The 23,224-nt window shown below is 41.3% G+C and carries 22 protein-coding genes, 1 other RNA gene and 1 pseudogene; 8 read left to right on the top strand and 16 right to left on the bottom strand.

Translation table 11 applies throughout. The annotated features are described in order from the left end of the window. Positions 1-257: 257 nt before the first annotated feature. The 3 genes from V7K15_RS13640 to V7K15_RS13630 all read right to left on the bottom strand — a co-directional run bounded on the left by V7K15_RS13640 (position 258) and on the right by V7K15_RS13630 (position 2,400). A complete protein-coding gene (locus V7K15_RS13640; RefSeq protein WP_334906031.1) occupies positions 258-1,310 on the bottom strand; it encodes a Gfo/Idh/MocA family protein in 1,053 nt (350 codons plus the stop codon). Between the two features lie 99 nt (positions 1,311-1,409). Then, positions 1,410-2,129 carry a ribonuclease III gene (rnc, locus tag V7K15_RS13635; RefSeq protein WP_334906030.1) on the bottom strand — a complete coding sequence of 240 codons (720 nt, stop codon included), beginning with the start codon at positions 2,127-2,129 and terminating at the stop codon, positions 1,410-1,412. Positions 2,130-2,217: 88 nt separating this feature from the next. Beyond that, the gene (locus V7K15_RS13630; protein WP_334906029.1) at positions 2,218-2,400 is read right to left on the bottom strand and encodes a hypothetical protein; all 183 of its coding nucleotides are present in this window, start codon (positions 2,398-2,400) and stop codon (positions 2,218-2,220) included. A 128-nt stretch (positions 2,401-2,528) separates the two neighbouring features. Here V7K15_RS13630 and V7K15_RS13625 point away from each other — a divergent pair, with 128 nt between their 5' ends. Continuing rightward, on the top strand, positions 2,529-2,822 hold the full coding sequence (locus V7K15_RS13625; RefSeq protein ID WP_334906028.1) for a hypothetical protein: 294 nt from the start codon (positions 2,529-2,531) through the stop codon (positions 2,820-2,822). A gap of 165 nt (positions 2,823-2,987) precedes the next feature. Here V7K15_RS13625 and rnpB read toward each other — a convergent pair. From rnpB to groL, 4 genes are all read right to left on the bottom strand, one after another. Next, positions 2,988-3,409, bottom strand: an RNA gene (gene rnpB, locus V7K15_RS13620) — RNase P RNA component class A. Between the two features lie 49 nt (positions 3,410-3,458). Further along, complete coding sequence (locus V7K15_RS13615) at positions 3,459-4,154, bottom strand: hypothetical protein (protein WP_334906027.1); 696 nt, start codon at positions 4,152-4,154, stop codon at positions 3,459-3,461. 64 nt (positions 4,155-4,218) lie between these two features. Then, entirely contained in the window at positions 4,219-5,364 is a 1,146-nt protein-coding gene (corA, locus tag V7K15_RS13610) for a magnesium/cobalt transporter CorA (RefSeq protein WP_334906026.1), read from the bottom strand. 657 nt (positions 5,365-6,021) lie between these two features. After that, complete coding sequence (groL, locus tag V7K15_RS13605) at positions 6,022-7,698, bottom strand: chaperonin GroEL (protein ID WP_334906025.1); 1,677 nt, start codon at positions 7,696-7,698, stop codon at positions 6,022-6,024. Positions 7,699-7,855: 157 nt separating this feature from the next. On the opposite strand from groL, the gene V7K15_RS13600 reads away from it, so the two are divergent. Then, positions 7,856-8,938 carry an MraY family glycosyltransferase gene (locus V7K15_RS13600; protein WP_334906024.1) on the top strand — a complete coding sequence of 361 codons (1,083 nt, stop codon included), beginning with the start codon at positions 7,856-7,858 and terminating at the stop codon, positions 8,936-8,938. 68 nt (positions 8,939-9,006) lie between these two features. Here V7K15_RS13600 and V7K15_RS13595 read toward each other — a convergent pair whose 3' ends face one another. The 3 genes from V7K15_RS13595 to fabG form a co-directional block, all read right to left on the bottom strand. After that, complete coding sequence (locus V7K15_RS13595) at positions 9,007-10,281, bottom strand: nucleotide-binding domain-containing protein (protein WP_334906033.1); 1,275 nt, start codon at positions 10,279-10,281, stop codon at positions 9,007-9,009. Positions 10,282-10,285: 4 nt separating this feature from the next. After that, positions 10,286-11,308 carry a CBASS cGAMP-activated phospholipase gene (locus tag V7K15_RS13590; protein ID WP_334906023.1) on the bottom strand — a complete coding sequence of 341 codons (1,023 nt, stop codon included), beginning with the start codon at positions 11,306-11,308 and terminating at the stop codon, positions 10,286-10,288. Positions 11,309-11,860: 552 nt separating this feature from the next. Further along, positions 11,861-12,607 (bottom strand): 3-oxoacyl-[acyl-carrier-protein] reductase, encoded by a 747-nt coding sequence (fabG, locus tag V7K15_RS13585; RefSeq protein WP_334906022.1) that lies wholly within the window; start codon positions 12,605-12,607, stop codon positions 11,861-11,863. Positions 12,608-12,789: 182 nt separating this feature from the next. On the opposite strand from fabG, the gene V7K15_RS13580 reads away from it, so the two are divergent. Beyond that, a complete protein-coding gene (locus V7K15_RS13580) occupies positions 12,790-13,380 on the top strand; it encodes a hypothetical protein (RefSeq protein WP_334906021.1) in 591 nt (196 codons plus the stop codon). Positions 13,381-13,403: 23 nt separating this feature from the next. Here the strand turns inward: V7K15_RS13580 and V7K15_RS13575 are convergent. After that, positions 13,404-13,715: pseudogene (locus V7K15_RS13575) on the bottom strand (DUF433 domain-containing protein). 555 nt (positions 13,716-14,270) lie between these two features. On the opposite strand from V7K15_RS13575, the gene trxA reads away from it, so the two are divergent. Beyond that, a complete protein-coding gene (gene trxA / locus V7K15_RS13570) occupies positions 14,271-14,588 on the top strand; it encodes a thioredoxin (protein ID WP_334906020.1) in 318 nt (105 codons plus the stop codon). Between the two features lie 561 nt (positions 14,589-15,149). Here the strand turns inward: trxA and V7K15_RS13565 are convergent. Then, positions 15,150-17,069: an iron uptake porin gene (locus V7K15_RS13565; RefSeq protein ID WP_334906019.1), complete on the bottom strand. Its 1,920-nt coding sequence runs from the start codon at positions 17,067-17,069 to the stop codon at positions 15,150-15,152. A gap of 1,149 nt (positions 17,070-18,218) precedes the next feature. On the opposite strand from V7K15_RS13565, the gene V7K15_RS13560 reads away from it, so the two are divergent. Next, on the top strand, positions 18,219-18,458 hold the full coding sequence (locus V7K15_RS13560) for a hypothetical protein (protein ID WP_334906018.1): 240 nt from the start codon (positions 18,219-18,221) through the stop codon (positions 18,456-18,458). After that, positions 18,455-18,676 (top strand): PIN domain-containing protein, encoded by a 222-nt coding sequence (locus tag V7K15_RS13555; RefSeq protein ID WP_334906017.1) that lies wholly within the window; start codon positions 18,455-18,457, stop codon positions 18,674-18,676. Before V7K15_RS13560 ends, V7K15_RS13555 begins: the two co-directional genes overlap by 4 nt. Here the strand turns inward: V7K15_RS13555 and V7K15_RS13550 are convergent. From V7K15_RS13550 to V7K15_RS13540, 3 genes are all read right to left on the bottom strand, one after another. After that, positions 18,644-18,925 carry a hypothetical protein gene (locus V7K15_RS13550; RefSeq protein WP_334906016.1) on the bottom strand — a complete coding sequence of 94 codons (282 nt, stop codon included), beginning with the start codon at positions 18,923-18,925 and terminating at the stop codon, positions 18,644-18,646. The genes V7K15_RS13555 and V7K15_RS13550 overlap by 33 nt on opposite strands. 179 nt (positions 18,926-19,104) lie before the next feature. Then, a complete protein-coding gene (locus V7K15_RS13545) occupies positions 19,105-19,746 on the bottom strand; it encodes a Uma2 family endonuclease (protein WP_334906015.1) in 642 nt (213 codons plus the stop codon). A gap of 341 nt (positions 19,747-20,087) precedes the next feature. Next, positions 20,088-20,243 carry a hypothetical protein gene (locus tag V7K15_RS13540; protein WP_334906034.1) on the bottom strand — a complete coding sequence of 52 codons (156 nt, stop codon included), beginning with the start codon at positions 20,241-20,243 and terminating at the stop codon, positions 20,088-20,090. A 10-nt stretch (positions 20,244-20,253) separates the two neighbouring features. Between V7K15_RS13540 and V7K15_RS13535 the strand changes: the two genes are divergently transcribed. Together V7K15_RS13535 and V7K15_RS13530 are read left to right on the top strand one after the other, a co-directional pair. After that, positions 20,254-20,910 (top strand): DUF2301 domain-containing membrane protein, encoded by a 657-nt coding sequence (locus V7K15_RS13535; RefSeq protein ID WP_334906014.1) that lies wholly within the window; start codon positions 20,254-20,256, stop codon positions 20,908-20,910. Next, on the top strand, positions 20,910-21,599 hold the full coding sequence (locus V7K15_RS13530) for a YdcF family protein (RefSeq protein WP_334906013.1): 690 nt from the start codon (positions 20,910-20,912) through the stop codon (positions 21,597-21,599). The genes V7K15_RS13535 and V7K15_RS13530 overlap by 1 nt, the downstream gene beginning before the upstream one ends. A 177-nt stretch (positions 21,600-21,776) precedes the next feature. Here V7K15_RS13530 and V7K15_RS13525 read toward each other — a convergent pair whose 3' ends face one another. Continuing rightward, positions 21,777-22,937, bottom strand: a complete 1,161-nt coding sequence (locus V7K15_RS13525; RefSeq protein ID WP_334906032.1) for an alpha/beta hydrolase — start codon at positions 22,935-22,937, stop codon at positions 21,777-21,779. Positions 22,938-23,224: the final 287 nt, after the last annotated feature.

Below are 23,224 nucleotides of genomic sequence, written 5' to 3'. Positions count from 1 at the left end.
TCGTGAACGAGTCTTTGAACTCCGTTGATCAACCTCAGAGCTTCGTGAACGAGTCTTTGAACTCCGTTGATCAACCTCAGAGCTTCGTGAACGAGTCTTTGAACTCCGTTGATCAACCTCAGAGCTTCGTGAACGAGCCTTTGAACTCCGTTGATCAACCTCAGAGCTTCGTGAATGAGTCTTTGAACTCCGTTGATCAACCTCAGAGCTTCGTGAATGAGTCTTTGAACTCCGTTAATGAACCTTAGAGCTGAAAATTACAGTTGAGAGCAGTTGTTCAAAAAAACAGGTTTGCCGCCTTGCTCAAGAGATACTGTCAGAGCAGCAAGAATTTCTACTAACTCAGTGCCTACCCAGCCAGACGAAACCTCTGAGGGAGTATTTTTGAGAATAGAGACAACAAACGACGAGCAAACCCGTTGCAATGGTTCGCCTGTTTCTAATTCCAGCACTATCTGCCTTTGATTCACAGGAATAAATTGATTACCCTGCTGCTCAAACTCCCCACTCAGTAGGGTTAGAGGTGATGATAGTGACATTTCATCAAAAATCAAGCTGCCAAGACTGCCCACAATCCCCAGCCGTCGCTGTTTATCAGGATTCAGCCAGCACAGGTGAATATAAACTTGAAAGCCATCTGGGTATGTCAGCGTCAGCCATACTAAATCAGCTAGTCCCCGGATCTTTGCGTCTTCCCCCACTCCTGCCTGTAGCCACACCGTACCCGTTGCTTGTACTTTCACAGGAATTTGACCTAGCCAAGCGTTAAAGATAGCAATATCGTGAATAGCTAAGTCCCACAGTGCATCAACATCTTGCCGGACAGGCCCCAAATGGGTACGGGTGGCGTAACCATAGCGCAAATCACCTAATTTACCCGCTTGTACTACAGTTTTTCCTGCCTCAACTGCTGGGTGAAATAAATAAGTATGGTCAACCATGAGTATTAAATGATGCTGCTCTGCTAACTGGCAAAGTTCCCGACACTCTACTGGGTTGAGAGTTAGGGGTTTTTCTGCCAAAACATGATATCTCTGTTGGAGAGCGTCTTTAATTAAAACATAGTGGGTAGTGGCCGGAGTTGCGATCGCCACCCCTATTAACCCTGGCACTTTCTTTAAATCCTGCCATTGAGTTGTTAATACTACATTTTCATCTAAGTTTAACTGCTGTTTTACCGCCGCTAATCGTTCTGGATGGGGGTCTACTACAGCAACTACATTTACTTGGGGATGTGCTAAGAAATTCCGCAGCAAATGCACTCCCCAACGCCCAACTCCGATGACAGCAATTTTAATTTGGTTTGTCATTAGTTATTTGTCATTTGTCATTTGTCATTTGTCATTTGTCAAATAAAAAATGACTAATGACAACCAACTGATTATCAGTTTATTTGTAATCTTTTGAGTTCAGGGTTTTTGCGGATTAGGAATTGCTAAAAAAGCTACCTTAGCTGCGGCTTGTTCAGCAGTTTTGATCGAGCGTCCCTTACCAACTCCTAGCTTGTTTCCGTGCAGCCACACTTCAGCCACAAAACGTTCTTGATTGCGGTACGGTTGAGTGATTTCCACAACCCGATATTCTGGTAAAACTTTAAATTGTGCCTGAGTCCATTCTTGGAGAGCAGCTTTGTAATTAAGTCTGGCAGGATCGAGGCGAATTTCTGTGGTTAGTTGTTGGAAATGGGGATCTAGCCAAGAGCGGATCAGTTCCAGATTTTGAGTGCTTAAGTAAAGCGCACCTAGAACTGCTTCAAAAGCATCTGCCAATCGTGACTCTAGACCAACTTTATCAGCAGTAGCACTACCAGCGACTAGTAAGTATAACTCCAAACCATAAACTCTTGCTAATTGGGCGAGGATGCGATCGCTTACCAACACCGAACGAATTGCTGCAAAATCCCCTACAGGACAATCGGGATAATTTTCCCATAACACAACAGCCGACACCAGCCGTACCACTGCATCGCCAACAAATTCCAGCTGTTCATAATTTGCCGACTCAGAGACAGTAGGATGAGTTAGCGCTAAATCCAGCAGTTCCCACTTTATAGGTGCTTCTAGCGACAAACCTAATTTTTGGACTAAACTTTCGAGTTGCCGTTGACGGCGTGGATAAGCAAGAGGCATTACATGACAAGGGGAAGGGGGCAGAGAAAGGCAATTAGCTATCTATTTTTATATAGAGTTCTTGGACTATTACTTTAACAACTTTTCGCTACTTATCTCTATCTAGCTTTTCTTGAATAGCTTGACGGCAAAACTCAGGAGGGTCGTCTTTAGCTTTCACTTCTTCCTTCATTTCCTTGGTGACACGCAAATGTAGATATTCAGTTAGTGGTCGCTCTCTGTCTGTGGTGAATGGCTTTAAGTTATCTGGATTACCTTTATTTTTAGACATTGTGTAGAAATACAAATAAAGCTATTCTCCACATGTATATCAGTGGAGAATGTTAAATCAGTGGGCATCTTAGCCTGAGAAACTTGTTGCCCACCGATTCCCACTTTTACAAGAGGTAACTCTATTTTATGTTTACACGCACAGAATTAGAACTTAAAAGCTTGAGAGCATTACGTGATTTATGTCTGATACAGTATGGCATCCAAGCAATAGGGAACCCTGCTGATAAGGCATCCTACATTAACGCACTCCTGACCTTCCCTGTTATAGCCTGCAAGCAAGTGTCAGACAATAAAGGATTGAAGTCTCCTATGCTCTCTCAAGTACAAGCCCTAGAAGCAACCCTAGAGGCGATGGGAACACCTACACCAGAACAGTCAGCATTGCTCAAGGTGACGATGGAGGGAAAGAAGCTAGAGTAGCACGATACAGTCAAGAGAAATTGTTTGGACTCTATCGGGTTAAATGGCATCTGGATACAGCATTAGATATCCTGGGAATGCTCTAAATGATCAATTAGCGATCGCACAAAATCCATACAAAAAATAATAGAGTACAAACCGTCAAAGGTTCATACTCCATTACAGGGGAAAGACTAGGTAGTAAGCCGGGTTCTGTTCTCTTGCGAGGGCAGTTATCTATCTGGGACGCCTGTTACCAGACGCCTCTAGCGGCTCTCATTGAGCGGAACTGGTAAAAAACCAACCATAGTTCCTATCGCCTTGCTCCCAACCGGGGTTTACCGAGCCAGCACCTCTCGATACTGCTGGTGCGCTCTTACCGCACCTTTGCACCCTTACCAAAACAGTTGTGAGTGCTGAGTGCTGAGTACTGAGTAAAGAAAACTCAGCACTCATTACTCAGTACTGGTTTTGGCGGTATCTTTCTGTGGCACTATCCTCACGATCGCTCGCACTGGACGTTATCCAGCAAGTTTGGTCTTTCGGGAGTCCGGACTTTCCTCAAACCAGTGACTATGACTGATCTGCAACTGCCTGCGCCTACTCTCTCCTTAAGATCCAGTGTAATCTTCGATGGCATAGTGTGTCTGGCTGATATTACTTTTTTTTATTCCAAGGTAGAGCGTAAGTCCAAGGTAGTTTCCTGACTGTGAAAGGACAATTGATAATGCTAATGTCAGGAAAATCACGACCTGGGGATAGACCTAAACGCACCTCAGATATCCGTAGCACCAGTTGCAGGGAAAAGTCCAATTCCTTTCTTCTGTTAATAAAGTCGTTGTACAACTTTTTTTGCCCTTTTTGCAGCCCATTGATATCAATTAATGGTTTTTTAGCTAAGTAGGTTCCAGCTACTTGATCGCGCTCGAAAACATCTTCTGCTGTCACCGTTTCCGAAAGTGTTTTCTTGGGAGCAATCAGGCTAGGACTTTGGGGTACTGCTAAGTCGCGGGTTAAGTCTGGTGATTTCCGAATCACGCGGCGCGATTGCTTGCTATGTTCAACTACTAAAGAGCTATTGTCCCAGTCAACGTATACAGCAACATTATCAGATTTATTTTCAATGCTAATTCCTAAATCTTTCAAATCGTCAATTGGGTATGAGGATTTGAGTCTAAAGGAAATTCCAATTTTATCGTCGAGATTTTGTTCTTTGAGTTGCTCGTCAACGATTCCTTTTTTAAACTCAAATTTAATTTGGTCGTCAATGGATTCAACCATGCGGTTAAAAACGTATGAAACACCGATAATATAAATCGTCAAAACTATTAAATTCTGGTCGCTACTCCTCATAACTCAGAATCCTAACTCCCGGTGCTAATGAATGTATATTAGACTCATCGCTCATTTGTAATTTTTAATTGCGCTTGATTGTTACAGAATTTTGCAGCCAGCCTCGTCGCCAAAAAAAGAATAGCAAACCAAGTGCGATCGCCCCCATGACTGCCAAGCAAAGTGGATAGCCCCAATACCAATTCAATTCCGGCATATTATATGGCGATTTTTCAGTATTGAAATTCATCCCATATACTCCTGCCACAAAAGTCAGTGGAATAAAGATTGAGGAAACCACTGTTAGCACTTTCATGATTTCATTCATTTTGTTGCTCACTGCCGAAAGGTACACATCCATTAATCCAGATGCTAATTCTCGGTAAGTTTCCACCATATCCATCACTTGCACCGTATGGTCATAACAATCTCGCAGGTAGATTCGCACTTCTTCACTAATTAAATCACTACCATCTCGAATTAAGGAATTAATTGCATCTCGCTGAGGCCAGATAGCACGACGTAGTTGCAGTAATTCTCGCCGAATTTGATAAATATTTTGTAGTGTTTGTGGGGTAGGTTTAACTATTACCTCCTCCTCTAACTCTTCGATTCGTTCCCCATAAATCTCCAGCACTGGGAAAAAGCCATCAATAATTGCATCTAAGACAGCGTAAGCTAAATAATCCGCTCCCTGTTTGCGGATGATCCCTTTATTTTTTTCAATTCGCGATCGCACCGCTTCAAAGCAATCATGTTCTGGTTCCTCTTGGACTGTCAGCAAATAATTTTTACCTAATACCAAACTCACTTGCTCGCTGTGAAAACCACATATTCTTTCCTTTGGTACTACCATGCGGCTAATGAATAGCAATTGATCTTCATAATCCTCTATTTTCGGACGCTCCGGTACATTAACTATATCTTCTAAAACTAGAGAATGTAACTTAAAAACTTTACCCAATCGTTGTAATATGTCTTGACTGCCTAAACCTTGTACATCTACCCAAGAAATAGATTCCATCTCCAGATATGGGACACACTCCTCTGGGGTTGCTATTTGTTCGCGGATAAAATTGGTTTGGTTATAGTCAATCAAGAAAATTATCGGTTGTGGAGCATCTGCATCAATAATAATGGTTCCAGGTATAGTCCCTGGTTGGTGATAGAACTCATCTTCATATGGCGGCCTATTTACTATTTTGGGAAGGCGGCGCAGTTTTCGTGCCATTAAATATTACCTAATAGTTATTAGTCATTTGTCATCGATCATTTGTCAGTACTAAAAATAACTGACTAGGACAACTAACGACTTACACGTAATTTTACAAAATTTAATCCCAAGACGGTAATTTTTAAATTACGCAATTATTTAGGTGGCTAATTTGGTCATTAGTATTTTGTTGGTAGTCAGTTGTACTCACAACTAACCACTGAAAAGTTTCATAATTACAGCTATTTTCAGATAAATAAGATCGCGCAGTCGGGGTACAGCATAGCTCATGGGTATCAACTTAAGGTAAAAGCCAGTCTAGAAGCAGCTTTTAGAGATTATCTCTGATCTCGTTCCCAGTCTCCGACTGGGAACGCCCGTCGTTGAGGCTCCGCCTCCCTTGCTAGCGGCAGAGCCGCCAGGAGGAGCATTTCCAGCCAGAGGCCGGAAACGAGGTTTTAAAGGAGTTTTAGCTGAAGTTGACACCAATGAGCATTGCTATATCCCTAGCAAAGGTGTGGTTCAAATAGATGAAAACTGATGTAAGTTTATTTACGCGCAGCTACTTCCCAGCAATAGAGATAACATATCGTCTCGCAATCAGCAATGCGATAAAAAACAGTTTGCCTTGGGAAGACAAACTGCTTAAAAAATATTTATTTTGGTCAGCAGAAGTTAGAACATGCCACCCATGCCACCCATGCCGCCCATGCCACCCATACCGCCCATGCCGCCCATACCACCCATATCAGGCGCAGGACCGGCGGATTTCTTCTCCGGCTTTTCAACAATGATCGCTTCGGTGGTTAAGACCAAACCAGCAATAGAGCCAGCGTTTTGCAAAGCTGAACGCACGACTTTGGCAGGGTCAATAATGCCAGCCGCGATCAAGTCTTCAAATTCCCCGGTAGCAGCGTTGTAGCCAATGTTAAAGTCGCTATCTCGGACTTTAGAGACGATCACAGAGCCTTCAGCACCGGCATTGTCTGCTATTTGGCGCAAGGGAGCTTCTAGCGCTCGTCCGACAATATCAGCCCCAATTCTTTCTTCTTCATTTTGTAGGCTGTTTTTAATCGCTTCTACGGTTTTAGCCAAGTGAATTAGGGTCGTCCCACCACCAGGAACAATACCTTCTTCCACAGCAGCTTTAGTAGCGTTCAGCGCGTCTTCAATCCGCAGTTTGCGGTCTTTGAGTTCGGTTTCGGTTGGCGCACCCACTTTAATCACTGCCACACCGCCAGCGAGCTTGGCGATGCGTTCTTGCAGTTTTTCTTGATCGTAGTCAGAATCGGTTTCTTCCAACTGTCTGCGAATTTGAGCAATCCGTTTTTGTACCTCTGGCTTGGTAACACTGCCAGCTACAATTGTCGTGGTTTCTTTGTCAATGGTGATTTTGCGGGCAGTTCCCAGCGCTTCTAGAGCAGCAGTATCCAAGCTTAAGCCGATTTCTTCAGAAATCAACTGTCCATCGGTGAGAATAGCAATATCTTCTAACAAAGCTTTGCGGCGATCGCCAAACCCAGGCGCTTTAATGGCAGCCACGGCCAATACACCCCGCGCTTTGTTCACCACCAAAGTTGCCAAAGCATCACCTTCGACATCTTCAGCGATGATTAGCAAGGGCTGACCGGAACGGGCGACTTTTTCCAAAATCGGCACTAAATCTTGGATGCTGCTGATTTTTTTATCTGTCACCAGGATACGGGCGTTTTCAAATTCGACTATTTGTCGCTCGTTGTTGGTGACAAAGTACGGTGAAATATAGCCCCTGTCAATCTGCATCCCCTCAACTACTTCTAGTTCAGTTGTGAGGGATTTAGATTCTTCAACGGTAATTACACCATCTTTGGTGACTTTTTCCATTGCTTCGGCTAACATTTGGCCAACTTCTTCATCGTTACCAGCTGAGACAGTGGCAACTTGAGCGATCGCACTTCCTTCTACTGGCTTGGCTACCCTGGCAATTTCTTTTACCAGTGCCTCAATAGTTTTGTCGATCCCGCGCTTCAAGCTAACTGGGTTACTACCCGCCGCGACGTTCTTCAAACCTTCCCGAATTAAGGCTTGTGCTAAAACTGTGGCGGTAGTGGTGCCATCTCCAGCAACATCTTTAGTTTTTGATGCTACTTCCTGCATGAGTCTCGCACCAGTATTTTCCAGAGGATCTTCTAATTCAATTTCCTTGGCAACAGTGATACCATCGTTGACAATTTGAGGTGCGCCAAATTTTTTCTCTAAAAGGACATTGCGACCTTTAGGCCCCAAGGTGATTTTTACGGCATCGGCAAGGGCGTTAACACCCCTTTCTAGAGCTCGCCGCGATTCCTCGTTAAATGCAATAATTTTCGCCATGTTTTATTTCTCCAGCGCTTTCATTAGACAATTTAGCACTCACACGTCAAGAGTGCTAATTTCCCAAGCCGCTCAATTTCTAAATGGAAATAAAAAAATTGATTAATATACAGGTGATGCTCATATTAGATACAGGCAGTAATGCTTGAATTGGGAGATGAATCTAGAGAACTCCCTTAAGTCCCTCGGTATTGCCGACCCTAGCGGCACCGGTTGGTTGGCGGTTGTATTTACGTTCCTCTTGGCTTGGGTTGTAACGTGGCGTTTAATTCCGACAGTACGCAAATTCGCCTTGCGGGTAGGTTGGGCTGACCAACCCAATGCCCGGCGACTCAACCGAGAACCTTTACCCAATGCAGGGGGGCTGGCTATCTACGCGGGTGTAATTGCCGCGCTCGTATTAGCTAGCCTTTTACGACCGATCGAACTCCAAAACGTCTTGGCTCAGGTGCTCACTATTTTATTGGGGGGTTCGATATTAGTCCTTGTAGGCTTTATCGATGATCAGTTCGGCTTACCGCCCTCTGTTCGATTGTGGGCGCAAATTGTCACGGCACTGTTGCTGGTAGCTAATGGCATCAGCGTTCAAGTGATGTTTGGCACCCCCATCGACTCGCTCTTGTCCATGTCGCTAACAGTACTGTGGGTAGTAGGCATTACCAACGCCATCAACTTGATGGATGGTATGGATGGCTTGGCAGGAGGAATCAGCTTTATTACCGCCATGAGTTTGTTGGCGGTTGCAGCCCAATTTAACAATCGTGCAGCAGCAATTTTGGTACTCGCAGCCTTGGCAGGTGCTGCACTGGGCTTTTTGCGCCATAACTTCCATCCGTCACGGATTATTATGGGTGATGCCGGAGCATACTTTTTCGGTTATGTGCTGGCAGCAACCAGTATTTTAGGTAGACTGCAACAAAACACAGTTTATGCGCTAATTCCCACGGTTTTATTTCTGTTGTTGCCAGTGCTAGATACCACTCAAGTATTTGTGCGGCGGTTACTAGCAGGAAATAACCCTCTGAGTACTCCTGGCAAAGACCACCTGCACCACCGCTTACTTGCTTGGGGACTCTCCCAGCGCAATGCTGCGTTCACGCTTTGGTCAATTACCTTAGTTTTCAACTTGCTGGCGATGAGAATACAAGGTATGAGTTTGGCTGTGATGGCAGCTACCGCCAGTAGCATTATTCTTCTTTTGGCCTTTACTATCTGGCAAAGGATACGCCAACAGCCTTAGTTGCTTGTAGGGTGGGCATTGCAATGCTAGCCCTACTTACCAACGGTATTCGTCTCTCGGCGGCCACCCTACTCTGGAAATTTAATCGGCACATCAATTCTAGACCGTGCCACACAAATATTATCTTTAATAATATAACATTCCACAAAATGCGCTCCGTGGAAAAGACTTGATTCGTTTTTTTGATGATTTCCACTATCATTTAGAATTTGCCCTCGAATTTGATCTCTTCTGGTTGCTTCTTCTCCAACATTACGAACCTTCCATTTGACTTGAAATGGCTTTGGTACATTACAGTCAACAATATAAAATTTTAGGCTTTTACCTCTAAGCAAAGGTAATCTACTTAAAATCATTTCAATTAATGAATGAGTTCTAAAGCCTTGTTGTGAAACAAGGCAATCTATCTTCAATTCATATCGAATATCGATAGTAAAACGATTTTCAATGAATTCTTCAGTATTTGCATAAGACTCAAAGGGAAATCGGTCTTCGCCAAAGTGACGCTGCCAAGCTTTACAGGCATCCTTCTGACTTGTCTTTTCATCTAAGGCTTTCTCAGCAGATTGAATGAAACTGCCAAGCTGCTCTAAAAAGTAATCCTTGTTAGTTTTGCTGTAATCCTCTAACAGGTTTTCATCAGCAGGAATTGTCGGGCGATAGCATACAAAACTTCGTTTTAGGCTACTCTTGATGTTGAGTAGAGTTTTATAAAGGGCTATGTCATCTCGTTCATCAAAAACAATATTATTAGCCGCTAAAATTGAGAAAATCAATCCACTCGGCAAATCGCCTTTCCTGTAATCGCTCCAGGCTTTTAGATAACGAACAATTCGCTTTAGTTGACCGTCATTATCAGCTTTTTCATTAAACCATTTAATGAATTCTCTAGGATCGCTTTTAATCCATCCTTTACTCTTATGAGCTAAATATGGAGTCTGCCCTTCAATAATGTAGTAAATGGGCAGATCAAGATGATATTGTCCGGCATAGACAAGTCTGACACAAGTTTGCTTGTCAATAGGGTTTTGTTTCGTATGCCCATTTATGGCTTCCCAAATCCATTGGTGTAATGTGCTAACGCTCTGAATTGGTTTTGCTTCTACTTTGAAATAAATACCATCATCAATGTCAAACTCTCTATCAAGCGGCTCTATGATAGTATTCATTATCAATGAACCCTGCCCATGAAACTTTGGAAAAAAGCCATTCTGCTTATTCTGAAAGTATCGTCTGATTCTGTCACGAATAGCATTACGGGATACACGTAATCTCTCTTTTTGCTTAGACTTTAAAGCAATTAAAGTGTTGAACTTCAGGAACAATTTATGACAGTTTGCCACGTGATCACCTGATAATATATCGTTTACGTTCTTTGAAGAACTCAGCAATTTCTGGTTTCCTACCCCAAAACAACGCCTGATCTGTGCCCATCTGTGACATTAACTGCAATGCCTCACTGGAAGTGTTATCGAGGTTAATAATTTGTGCTTGCTGTGGAGATAAAGGAGCACCAGGAATACGAACATAATCAAACGGGGAGTCGCAGTAGTGCGCTAGAGTGTCCACAAAGTAACCCGTAACGTAAGCCTGCCCCTCAAAAAACGTAGTGATCAGATCCTTGTTCCAGTCGATAACCGAACGATGATGTTTAGCAACAAACCGCCTACCAGGATTTGGCTCCAGAGAACCAATAGACATCACCATTAGCTTCTGAAATCTTTTGCCGTTGCCAACGAAGTACCGAAGTGCCTCCACTACCCCAACTAAAGTTGGATTGTTGGCATAAACTCCTCCATCAATAAACTGTTTGTGATCGTAAGTATCGATCGTAACAATCGGCAAGTATGCAGGTGCAGCACTTGTTGCAAGAGCGATGTCAACGTATTTTGTATTGCCATCCCGACATAGATTGCCTTCATTATGGTCGTACTTAAAAATGAAGGGTCTACCATCAGTTAAAGAAAATGCGGGGATACACAACAAACAGCGAGAGTCTGCAAGGGTTCGCTCTCCAAACATTTCTTGCAATGCTCTCCTCAATTCGCTGTTATCATACTTGCTTCGCAGGAAAACTTGTTTAAGCGAACTTAGAAAACTATTTCGCTGGGGGAAAATTTGTTTGCCTCGTCTGTAGTATAAGTTGCTGATCAGTCCGACAGGGATATCTACGGACAGCCCCAGTGCAATCAAGCCTCCCGTTGAAGTGCCACAAATCAAGTCAAAATAATCAGCGATGTGACAGTTAAATCTATCCTCGAAATGTTCTAAGATTCTGGCTGAATACAGCCCTTTAATTCCCCCTCCGTCTATCGATAGAACTTTGAATGTTTGTGACTCTGGAGTAGAAGGCGAAGGAGAGTAAACCATATTTGGTTGGTTGTTTAGAAGAAATGCTGAATGCTTGATCTAGCCTGCCTCTAAGATGAATTAGAGAAGCTACTCATATACTTGAAAAAGCATATTTACCGAGGCTTAATCGTCAACCTATAAGTGTAGTCTCATACATAGCGTATAGGCTTATACTTTAAGGTTACATCTTGTAATTTCTGAAATTTTAGCGCTTAACTAGTATATACGTGGCAATTTGATAATAGTGATAACCGTACACGTAAGGTAGTAAAGTATGCAGCCTTTTTGTAGTTGGCGAAAATATGAATTGTCGAAAAAACGCATTGCTAAGAATTTGTATTGTTGCCAATGACTTGGCAAATAAACTCTAAGAAAATGGCATTCATTCTGCCACTGCATATAGTGTTAACTTTGATGACTCTGTGCTTTTCAAAAGCCTAGTGATACAATGCTTATTTCAAGGACAGCAATTTGTCACGACGACATTTAATTAGTCACTGTACAATAAAGGTGCGTTAGCCTATGGCTAACGCACGCTACCAAAATTACTAATTCCTAACTCAGCACTATTTAGGCCATTACCATACCGCCATCAACATTAAAAACTTGTCCGGTGACGTAGGCGGCGGCGGGATCGGCGGCGAGGAAGCGCACCATCCCGGCGACTTCTTCGGGCTGACCAAAGCGACCAAGTGGGATGTATTTCAGAATCTCTTCTGTTTTGTTAAGATTGCTGGTCATGTCGGTGGCGATGAATCCAGGGGCGACGGCGTTAACGGTGATCCCGCGAGAAGCAAGTTCTTTGGCAACGCTTTTGGTGAAGCCGATTACACCCGCTTTGGCGGCGCTGTAGTTGGATTGACCTGGGTTGCCGATTTGCCCAGCTACGGAGGTAATATTAATAATCCGCCCCGATCGCTGTTTGAGCATGATTTTACTGACGGCGCGTGTACATAAGAAAACACCAGTTAGATTTAGGTCTATCACAGCTTGCCAATCTTCTGGCTTCAAACGCAAAAGCAGGGTGTCGCGGGTAATACCTGCGTTATTGACTAAAATATCCACACGGCTAAACTTTTCGATGACGGCGTTAACTAATGCGTCTACTTGATCAATTTTAGAAACATCAGCTTGGATAGCGATCGCTTGACCTCCAGCTGCGATAATTTCTGTAACAACTGCCTCAGCAGCTGCACTAGAACTGGCATAATTGACAACTGCGATCGCTCCTTGTGTGGCTAATTCAATTGCGATCGCTCGCCCAATTCCTCGTGATCCACCTGTGACAATTGCGACTTTATCTTGTAATAGTGTCATTTAATCTTCCTCAATCTTAGAAATACCGCGCTAATTATCTTATGGTGATTTAGGGGACATCTGAATATTGTCTGGATAAAATCTAACTATTACCGGCTAACAATCTTGCTGGCATCAGCAAATTAGATAACTAATAGTCAGTTATGTTATGAAAAATACCCGATCAAAAAATAACTAGTTATATGTCATATAGTGACTTTAAACTTGAAGAAATTAAAAGAATATTTAATATTAAACTTGTCGAACAAAGTGGACTAATAGAAAGTGAGCCGATGTCACCTAGTAATTGGCTCAAAGAAACCTTAAGGCGAAATTTACCTCTAGCGGGTGCAATTAATACAGAAAAAGCTAGGTCAGAATTTTTGATTGCCCCAATCTTAGGAGAATTAAAAGAGATAAATCCCAATATTAGCTTGTTTTCTGGTACTGAATTTAATGTTGATATTGAAAAAGGTCTGAATGGTATTTGTGACTTTCTAATTAGTAAATCTAGGGAACAACTGAGTATTGAAGCACCTGTAATTATGATTGTCGAAGCTAAAAAGGAAAATTTAAATGCTGCTACACCTCAATGTATTGCAGAAATGTTAGCTGCACAGACATTTAATCAAAATCAAGGAAATGTGATTACGTCTATTTATGGAGTTGTGACTACAGGAAGCATTTGGCGATTTTTAAAGCTAGAAAATCAGGTGGTGAATATTGATTTAAATGAAATCTATCTTAACCCTGTAGATAATCTTTTAGGAATTTTAACTACACTTATCAAATAGAGAAAGTTCTATGCTTCCTCATTTTATTTAATATCCTGTACAATTTCCTCACTAAAAGCCTCTACATAAGCCCAACCATTTGCTAAATCTGTTGCTGATAAACTCGGATAGTTAGTAAGTATATCTGCTTCACTATATCCTAAACTACGAGCATTGACTAATCCCTAAACAGGAATACGAGTGTTAGCGATACAGGCTTTTCCACTACATACTTCTGGTGTTTTTTCGATGCCTTGCCAATGATTAGCAAGGCTTTCGGAGAGAATGGTAATAATTTTGGCTTTTTGGGCTGGTGTTAACTTGAGCAACTCTGCTTCTAATTCTTTGAATATCATAGTTTTACTATAATTAAATACCTATATAGGACTCATATCTGATTTTTGAAGAAGATTTCAGATAAAACCCTGATAAAACGGGCTTTTCAGTCTCAGTATGTTTTCAGAAATCAAATCGGAGTCCTATAGTTATTTCTTTGTTAATGGATGAATAACTTGAAGCAATATATTGTTAATTTAATTATAGCTGCGTCACCAAACAGCCTGTACTTCTCTACGAGACGCTGCGCGAACGACAAGCTCAGTAACCATCGTAGACATCGCCTGATTGAATAGACTAGCAAGTGTTGCAGCTAGTCCCGTCGTAGACATTACTCTCATAAACGCCTATATAATTATTTGGTTGGTCAGGATAGGTTTAAAGACATATCTAATGCTTATGCACAAAATAAAAAGATATACGTATTTTATTATAATTATTTAAGATTTTTGGCTGGCAAATCAGTCTATATTGACTAATCTTATCTTTTCCCAACAAAAACCCATGAACCTATACCGATTTTATTTTCTAAGAATTACTATTGAAACAAACAATTGAAAATCGGTATGTGTCATATGGCAACTAAAAAGGAATTTAACAGCTTTGAAGAGATGCTGTCTGCTTCTGATGTACCTGTATTAGTAGATTTTTACGCTGAATGGTGTGGCCCCTGTCAGATGATGGTGCCAATTTTAGAGAAAGTCAATGCCCAACTTAAGGATCGCCTACGGATTGTCAAAATCGACACAGAGAAATACACAGATTTGGCCAGTCAGTATAAAATTTCTGCTCTCCCAACCTTAGTACTATTTAAGCAGGGTCAGCCTGTGGAGCGCATAGAGGGAGTAATGGAAGCACCGCAGTTGGTGCAATATCTACAAACAAAGATTTAAGCTAACGCTTAGAATTTGGATTTTGGTTCTTAGAGGCGCGAAATATCGCGTCTCTTTCAGTAAATAGTAATACGCTGTAGAGTTGCACTGCTAGCTGTGTGTGCAATTACTGTTTGATTGAACTGCTAGCAGATAAAACCTTAACTAAATATTAAGCATATTTAGTTATACGTCTGGAGAAAGTTGTTTAGAAATCGAGACGGCCATATTGTATAGATATAACAAAATGACAAGCAAAACAATATATGGATGGCAAGCAGGAAAGACTTGACAAAGCCTATATTTGGGTGAATATTGATTTTAATAAGGTTAAGTACAGAATAAATGCGGTGACTTGCGAGATTGAGCGGGTTATACAAAAGCACCAACTTTCAAATCAAACTGGTAACTCAGGCAAAAGAAACAATTAGGTTATCTGTAGGGCGATGTCTACGAGAAGCTACGCATTTTATTTTTAGATACTAGTGAGACAGTCCAATATTGTTATTACTGTGAACTTTGTTATCCAATCTCTAAATCCCCCAATCAATTGGGGGACTTTGACTTTCTACTTCCAATCTTTTAAAACGTAAAAGTAGTCCGAAGTACACCTACAGTCGTTGTCTCATTGTTGCTGTTACCTTCTGGATTAAAAAGAATAAACGCACCAGGGGTAATGCTGATATTATCGCTAACTTGAAAGCGGTAATAGGCTTCTAAATGGTAAGGAGTTGCCCGATTGTCGCCTGTGGGGGTAAGTTGAGCAGAACCACCAGCATCAGTACGGTAAAGCGGCTGACCAAAAAGAATCCCGGCAGTGTTCCCTGGCTTGAATAAATCTTTGAAGTGAACTCCCGCCATCCAACTTGTAAAGGTGGTGGAAGCATTCACGCTATTTGAAGAAGCATCAACAAATATTGCTGCACCGTAGCCAGATAATGCTATTTTGGGAGACAATCGCCATGTTACCGTACCGCCAACAGAGTTGAGTGTGATTGGTGTTCCCGCTCCAACTCCTGCTAAAGCACCGATATCACTACTAACTAATCCTGTAGCCAAAATATTGATTTCGTGATAACTGTGGGCATAGTTTAAACCAATATCCAGATCGGGACTTGGCTTGAAGGTTAACTGTGTAGCAATAATACTACTACCACTAAATAAACCTGCTCCCAAAGGTGTAGTAGAAACTCCTGGTACTGCCTCACTAGAAGATTTTTGGGGTAAATTGGCATTTACACTGCCGTATAAAGCTCTTAAATCCAAATTTGGCGAAATGTTAAAAATAAATCCCGCCGCCGATGCTAAACCAGTACCCGAAGTCCCACCAGAAACCCGTAACACAGGATTCAATCCGGCAAAACGAGAGATTGACTCTTGTCCTTCACCATAAAAAGGCGTAATTGCTGGGAAAGCATCTGATGTTTCCGCCGCAGTTCCGGCAAACAAGGTTAATTTATTAGCGACGGGAAAGATATACAGCAATTTGTAAAGCTGAACACTGTTTGCACCAACACTCGACAAAGTATTGACATTTAACCCCGGAAATTGCGGCTCAAAACTGGTACGGGCGCTACTTGCACTTAAAAGCGGCGCAGCTAATCCTAAACTTTCTTGCAGGCTACCCTGTCCATTGGCTCCACCCAAAAAGTTATAAGCTTGCAATCCAGTAATTAATAAATCTTTACCAGTAAAGCTAGTGGTGAGATTTAACCGCACTCTATTGACTAGGATGATGTTCGAGTCGCTGTTATTAGGAGCGCCGCCGCTAGCACCAACACCAGCAATAATTACCTCTCCATTAAGTTTAGTAGTTGTAGAAAACTGATTTGCTTGTAGTTCTGCTGTGCGAGCTTCTACAGCATCTACTCGACCCCGCAATGTTGCCAATTCTGCCGCAAATTGTTCTTGTAGTTTCTGCAACGTGGCTAAATCTTCTTTCTTGACCAAATCAGCAGTTGCAGTCGCAATCAGTTGGTTGATTCGCTCTAAACAAGCATTTAAGCCAGCAGCAAATTCATAGCGAGTCATCGCTCGATTACCGCGATAGGTTTGATTGGGATAACCTGCGATACAACCATAGCGCTCGACTAAAGATTGGAGTGCCTGAAAAGCCCAATCAGTCGGCTGTACATCAGACAATTGGGATACGGATGTTACTTGTGCAAGTTGGTATGAGGTTGGAAATGAACTTGCAGATTGTGGTATGATTGGCTGCCAAAAGTTAACAGCAGAATCTACTCCTAAATCTGGAATTTTTTGCTGTTCATTGACTGAGGGTAAATTTTTTTGACTCTCATTAGCTATTAGCAATTTACTGGAGATATTATTTACTAAATTGCTTTGATGAGAATCATTTTTTTGATAGCTGCCATAATCTTGATTAACAGCTACGTTTTTATCTGCAATTTCTAAACTAGGAAGGGCTTGCACAGGTGATAACCCGGCAATTAAACATAAAAATCCCATCCCCCTAGCAGAAACTAGTAGATATTTTGCCATGATAACTCCCAACACTTATAAATATAGTGAAAAAATCAATTGCGATTTGAAAATGGATTGATAAGTAAATTTAAAGGAGATTTATAAATAAATCTTATTAACTTTAAATTTTGGGTATCAGGATTTTTTCTGAATTGACTTACCAGAACATCAGGTTATATCGCAAGTATTAAATTATAGTAAATACTATTTTGGGAAAGAATTAACAACAAAGGATATTGGGAGTTATTATAATTACTATTGGCAAAATAATAATTATATTAGTCTGATTTTGTGATAACGAATATAGATATTGAGTTGCGGATATCGGCGGCTCAATAGTGATCAAAAAATAATTTACTCAAAAAAATTAAGAGGCCGCGATCGCTGATCGATTTGGGTGCAGGTAAGATCAGCAGGAAAGCGCTGGAAATAAGTTCTCTTGCGGTTGTTAACAAGTTTCACCCAAGAGAAGCTTCATAGCGATCGCAATTTCTGCCGTTAGGTACTAGTACTTTACTACTGAAGATAGTCCAAGTGTCAGGTTTAGCTCTGGCGTAGCCCGCCTTCTCTACGTTCGCGCAGGGTGTCGCGGCATCGCACCAGTTTTGAGAAGCACATTTTAGTAAAATAAACAATATCTTACAGTAAGTAATATTTTTAACAAAACATTTGTAACTACCCTTGCAGTTTATTTACCCACCGCCTGCTATTCTTATAGTTACTTCGGTCTGTCATAGCAGATAGATTATCCTCGATAATGATTTTATTTATGAGCGCTCATATACCATCCTGGTAATATGGGTGCTTTTACTTTATCCCTCATGGCATAAAAAAACTGTCCGGTTTAATTTTGAGGCGATGTCTGGTGTTTGGTATAAGCTGACACTGAAGCTTTAACTTGACCAAAACGGCGATCGCACCCTTGGTAGCTCAACAAAGCCTTCTCTATTAAAATTAAGCGATCGCACTTTTTTTTGTCAGTCGGCTGAAGTCGGCAGTTTTATCTAATGCAGTTGGAAAAGTCGGGGAAAAAGTTGGTTAGAGAAAATTTGGGTTTAAAAACTCGCTTTTCTAGAGCTACTTTACAAAGTTAGAAGAGAGAATTGCAGAGAATGTGGCGAAATTGTTAGAACAAGGGTAGATAAAAGTTGAGTAACAGCATAAATCATGAACGCTTACAAAACATATATCACCATTTCAGATCCAAAGCAGTTAGTATTATCTGATTTACCATTTAAAGCGGGACAGAGAGTTGAGGTGATTATTTTGACAGACGATAATCAAAGGGTTACTTTAGCAGAAGAATTAAAAAAGTTATTCAAAGAAATACAAGCGATACACGCAGATAATCCCTTGACTGAGGAAGAAATAGCAGCAGAAATTGAAGCTTATAGACGGGGAAAATGAAAGTTATTATTGATACTAATATTTTAGTCTCTGCTGCTATAGCTGATAAAAATCCAGAGGCAGTAATTTTATTTATGATTGCTAATTCTGCTTTTGAGTGGGTTGTATCGGCAGAAATTATAGCAGAGTATAAGAGGTTGTTTGAAAAGTGGTTTGTTGTGCTTTTAATCGAATTATTACCCCCCTTAATCCCCCCTTATAAAGGGGGGAAACAATAAAAAATCGGGTTCCCTCCCTTTTATAAGGGGAGGGTTAGGGTGGGGTAACAACATTTGATACATCGGCAATTCCCCAAATTGCTGACGATAACGCTCAAGTTGTTTTTGCGCTAATTCAAGCTGTTCTTCTGAAGTTTGATAGCGATTTCCTTGTTGATCATACCAATATAAAACCTGACGCTGGATATTACCAGAGACGTATTGCGATCGCAAAGGGTCAAATTGTCCAGTTTGTCTAGTGGCGATCACTATCGACTTACAGCTATTTTCAGGTAAATAGACCACGCAGTAGGGGCACAGCATTGCTCATTGGTGTCAAATTAAGGTAAAACTCCTTTAAATCCTCGTTTTAACTTGGAAAATTACCTTCTGAATGTTGTCGAGCAATTTCTTTTTTCTGACAATTCCCCAAATTGCTGACGATAACGCTAAAGTTGTTTTTGCGCTAATTCAAGCTGTTCTTCTGACGTTTGATAGCGATTTCCTTGTTGGTCATACCAATATAAAACCTGACGCTGGATATGACCAGATACGTATTGCGATCGCCCGATTCCCAAACCAATTTCTGGCATCCAAAAAGGTTCACCAATTTGCAATTGATAGCTACCATCTATTAAGCGATAAACTTGAAAAGGTTGGTGACGATCGCTTTGCCAATACTCTGGATTGTAAATAATGTAATATAGTACCCCTAACTTGGCATAAATGTCTAATTTTTTGTCGTATTCTCCACCCGGAGTTAAAGAGACAATTTCTAAAGCCAAGATAGGTACAATATAGTCTTCTTCCCAGAGGACATAACTTTTACGAGATTTTCCTGCCTTGCGGCGTTCTACACCTAAGCTCAAAAATCCGTCTGGAACAATTGGTACAAGTGGACTAACCCCTGTCGTATGGTAAACGCCCATATCCACGCCCAAAAACCAGTCATTACGGTTTGCCCAAATATATTGCAGCAAGAAGAGAAGTAGGTTGGGAATAAAGTTCTGGTCTTCGTTATCCACAGGGGTATCGTCAGAACAAGTAAGTTCAGCACTACTAGGCAATTGACGGGAGTCTGATTTCACCATAAGTAATGATGGTGCTGATGTTACCTATTCACTTCTATTGTATTAGAACAGAAGCGATCGCACATCCTCGACAAAGAGCGTAAGCGTCTACACTTTTGCAATTATCCAGACAAATGCGATCGCTCATCTCAGCTTCCGATATTGACTAGCGATGGATTTATCTGATTGCCTAATTCTTATATCCACAAAATATTAAATTTGTCAATACCTCCTGGTCTACAACTAAAATCTAATTTTAGAATCAAGTCCTCAGCTAAACTAGGACTATACAAACCATTGCTAATTACTAGTTGCTATGTCTTTCGCTCTCCAAGGAAATCCGGTCAAATGGTAAAGATAATTCACGACTCTACCGCATCTCCCAAGTCAAGGAATATCGCATAAAATAGCCAAGTAGCCCACACTTGTAGCTTGACACCATTAATATCTTCTCTTGCTAATAAGCGGGTTAAGTCTTGTACCCCAAGAACTTGTCTCCATAACAGCGTTAATACCACATTTTTAACTATGACTACGCAAACACTACCTTCAACAGAAGTTTATCAAGGTCAATTCGGGGAATTTACAATTACTCAGAGCGATCGCACTGGGGTAATTATCTACCGCGCTGGGTTAATGGTAGCAGCATTGAGCTTTGCCATAGGCAGCGCTTTGGTTTTGCTCAACAATAACCCCACTGTTTTTACGACACTTACACCTTTATATGCTTGTTTTAGTCTCGCTCTGGGTATAAGTTTATTTACGATTCATATCTATATGGCATCACTGCACCGAATGTTGCAAATCTTTTGGGCGATCGGTACTATAACATCAGTGATTCTGGCAATCTCTAGTAGTGAACCTTTGACTCTCACTGTTTACAATCAGCCTATTACCTTATTTGGAGTTGGTTTTATCTTCGTTGCTTTGACAGGTATTTATTTTAAAGAGGCTTTTTGCTTCAATCGCCTAGAAACCAAAGTATTAACCCTAATAGTACCGCTACTGTTGTTAGGACATTTGGTGGGAATTCTACCAACTCAGGGGGAAAGTCTTTTATTAGGAATTTGGGCAACGTTATTTTTAGTATTTGCGCTGCGAAAAACAGTGCAAGCAATTCCTGCTGATATTGGAGATAAGTCTGTGTTTACCTACTTGAAAGAGCAACGTTCAGCTAAGGTTTAATGCAGACCAAAAATCGCCGGCGTCAAAATTTTCCCAAAATCAAACTAATAAAACGCCAAGAAATGTGGACACTTACGGCTCAGGGGTGGGCGATTGCGATCGCTTTGATTGCTTATTTAATATTTTTTGCTATTACTCATGTACACTCATTTCTCGCCGTAACTTACCCGATAAAATCAGCAAAAGTATTAGTTGTTGAAGGATGGCTACCAGATTATGCTATAGAAGAAGCTTTGACTGAATTTAAAAACGGTTCTTATCGTCAAATAATTAGTACCGGAGGTATATTAGGAAAAGGAAGTTATCTGACTGCATACAATAACTTTGCAGAGGTGTCAGCCGCTACCTTCATAAAACTCGGTTTAGAAGCAGAAAAAGTGGTAGCTGTTCCAACACCTTTTGTGGTTAAGGATCGGAGTTATGCCTCTGCTGCTGAATTTCATCGCTGGTTATCCAATTCCAATTTACAGATAGAATCAATTAATCTTTTTTCTTTGGATGTTCATACCCGTAGGAGTTGGCTAATTTTCAAAAAATTACTCAATCCTGATATCAAAGTTGGTATCATTGCTGCCAAAACGCAAGATTACGATCCAGAGAAATGGTGGGATTCTAGCCAAGGTGTGCGGACAATTCTTGATGAAGGAATCGCTTATATTTATGCCAAGTTTTTCAATTGGAAAGCCTAAAAATGATAATGACGCTCTCTAGGTTCGCGCAGCGTGTCGCAGACAGACGCTAAAAGCGTAGCTTGCAACTCTTACAGAGTACGCGGACTCGCTAACGTAATTCCCAGATCCCCGACTTCGTAAAAGTTGTCGGGGATCTATCTAGTGAGCGTTTTATGTTTAATTAGCTTAACCTACTTACTTACCCAGGATTTGTAATAATGCTTGTCGATAAATTTTTAAACCCTCTGCATTCAGGTGGTCGCCATCACTGGTCAAATTTTCTTTAAGAACATTATTCTCATACAATGGTGCTAGTCCTGCTGCTGCAACTGGCACTTTTTCTGTTTCACCAACTTGATTAATCAGAGCATTAATTTGTTCCACTTTAGAAAGTGGGGCTGATACAGTTGGATCTAAGCTTGCTGCAACTGTTGAATAAAAAGCCGGAATGAGAAAAATCTCTTTAGTTCCCATTGTGCGGACAAGTGCGATCGCCTCTTGGAGATTTTTGCGAAACAACTCATCACTAATTCCATACCAAGCATCATTTCCACCGATGGCAATAATCGCTTTTTCACATTTAACCTTGGTAGGAATTAAACTTTTCAGTTGTTCGACTAATGAGATTGTACTCAGACCATTTAACCCAAAATTAAAAGTACCACTCCCAAGGGTATTACCAAGTTCAGCCGAGATAGAATCACCAAATAAGCAACCTGAGAACTGTTTATCTTGGGCGGCGAGTATTTGATATTGCAGTGCAATTTGCCCTAAAGGTGAAGAACTTACCTCGTCTTTCGGCGGCGTATTAACAGAACCAGAAGATAAATTTGCCATGCTGACTAACTTGGAAATTTTTGATATGTCAAGGACTAGTTGTTTACTAGGATACGCTTCTAGAAAACTGATTACTCCTAGACCTTCTGGTGATTTTGCTGCTAAGATAATCGCAGCTCGTAGCGCTTGTATACTGCCTTGATCAGGACGTGCGATCGCAGAGCGTGTCGGAAAGACAGTAGCTTGGGAAGCAAAATATAAAATTTGCTTGCCCGTTCCTGTATTTATGAGCTTATCTAAAGCCGCAATATCAAGAGACATTTTCACCTGAAGAGTATCTTGGAACTTCTGTTTCTCTTTAGGGCTGAGATAACCTAAGAAAGATTGCAAATCGGCAGAAACCTTTTGCGTCTCGCCATAGTTGCGTATATCTGCCACCGGGAGCGATTGCTCAAACAAACTGTACCTAACAACAATTTTTTCGGCTGCTAAACTCGGCAATAAACCAAAACAACTATGTAGCAGTAAAAATATTAAGCACCCAGATAGGCATATTAAAAGACGATAGAAATATTTCATCACAGAAGATAATGGAATAGTCTAATAGTCAATGGTTAAGGGTCAAGAGTCAATAGTCAATAGTCAATATTTAACGAGTCGCGGAAGTCCCCACCTTCTCTGCGTTCGCGCAGCGTGTCGCAGACAGACGCTACGCGAACAATGTACTCTAATGGTAGGTATTGTGAGCACTTCGACCGCGCTCAGTGACCACGGGGGATAAGGATTACATCTGGAATTGATTTAAAACATCAGTAAAAACTCTCTTCTGGATGTATGACGAATCCCCAGAATTTTCTGGTAAGATA

It is taken from the genome of Nostoc sp., from assembly GCF_036919815.1.
Classification (GTDB): Bacteria; Cyanobacteriota; Cyanobacteriia; order Cyanobacteriales; family Nostocaceae; genus Nostoc.
The sequence above is the reverse complement of the archived record's forward strand: the minus strand, read 5'-3'. Positions and strand labels throughout refer to the sequence as shown.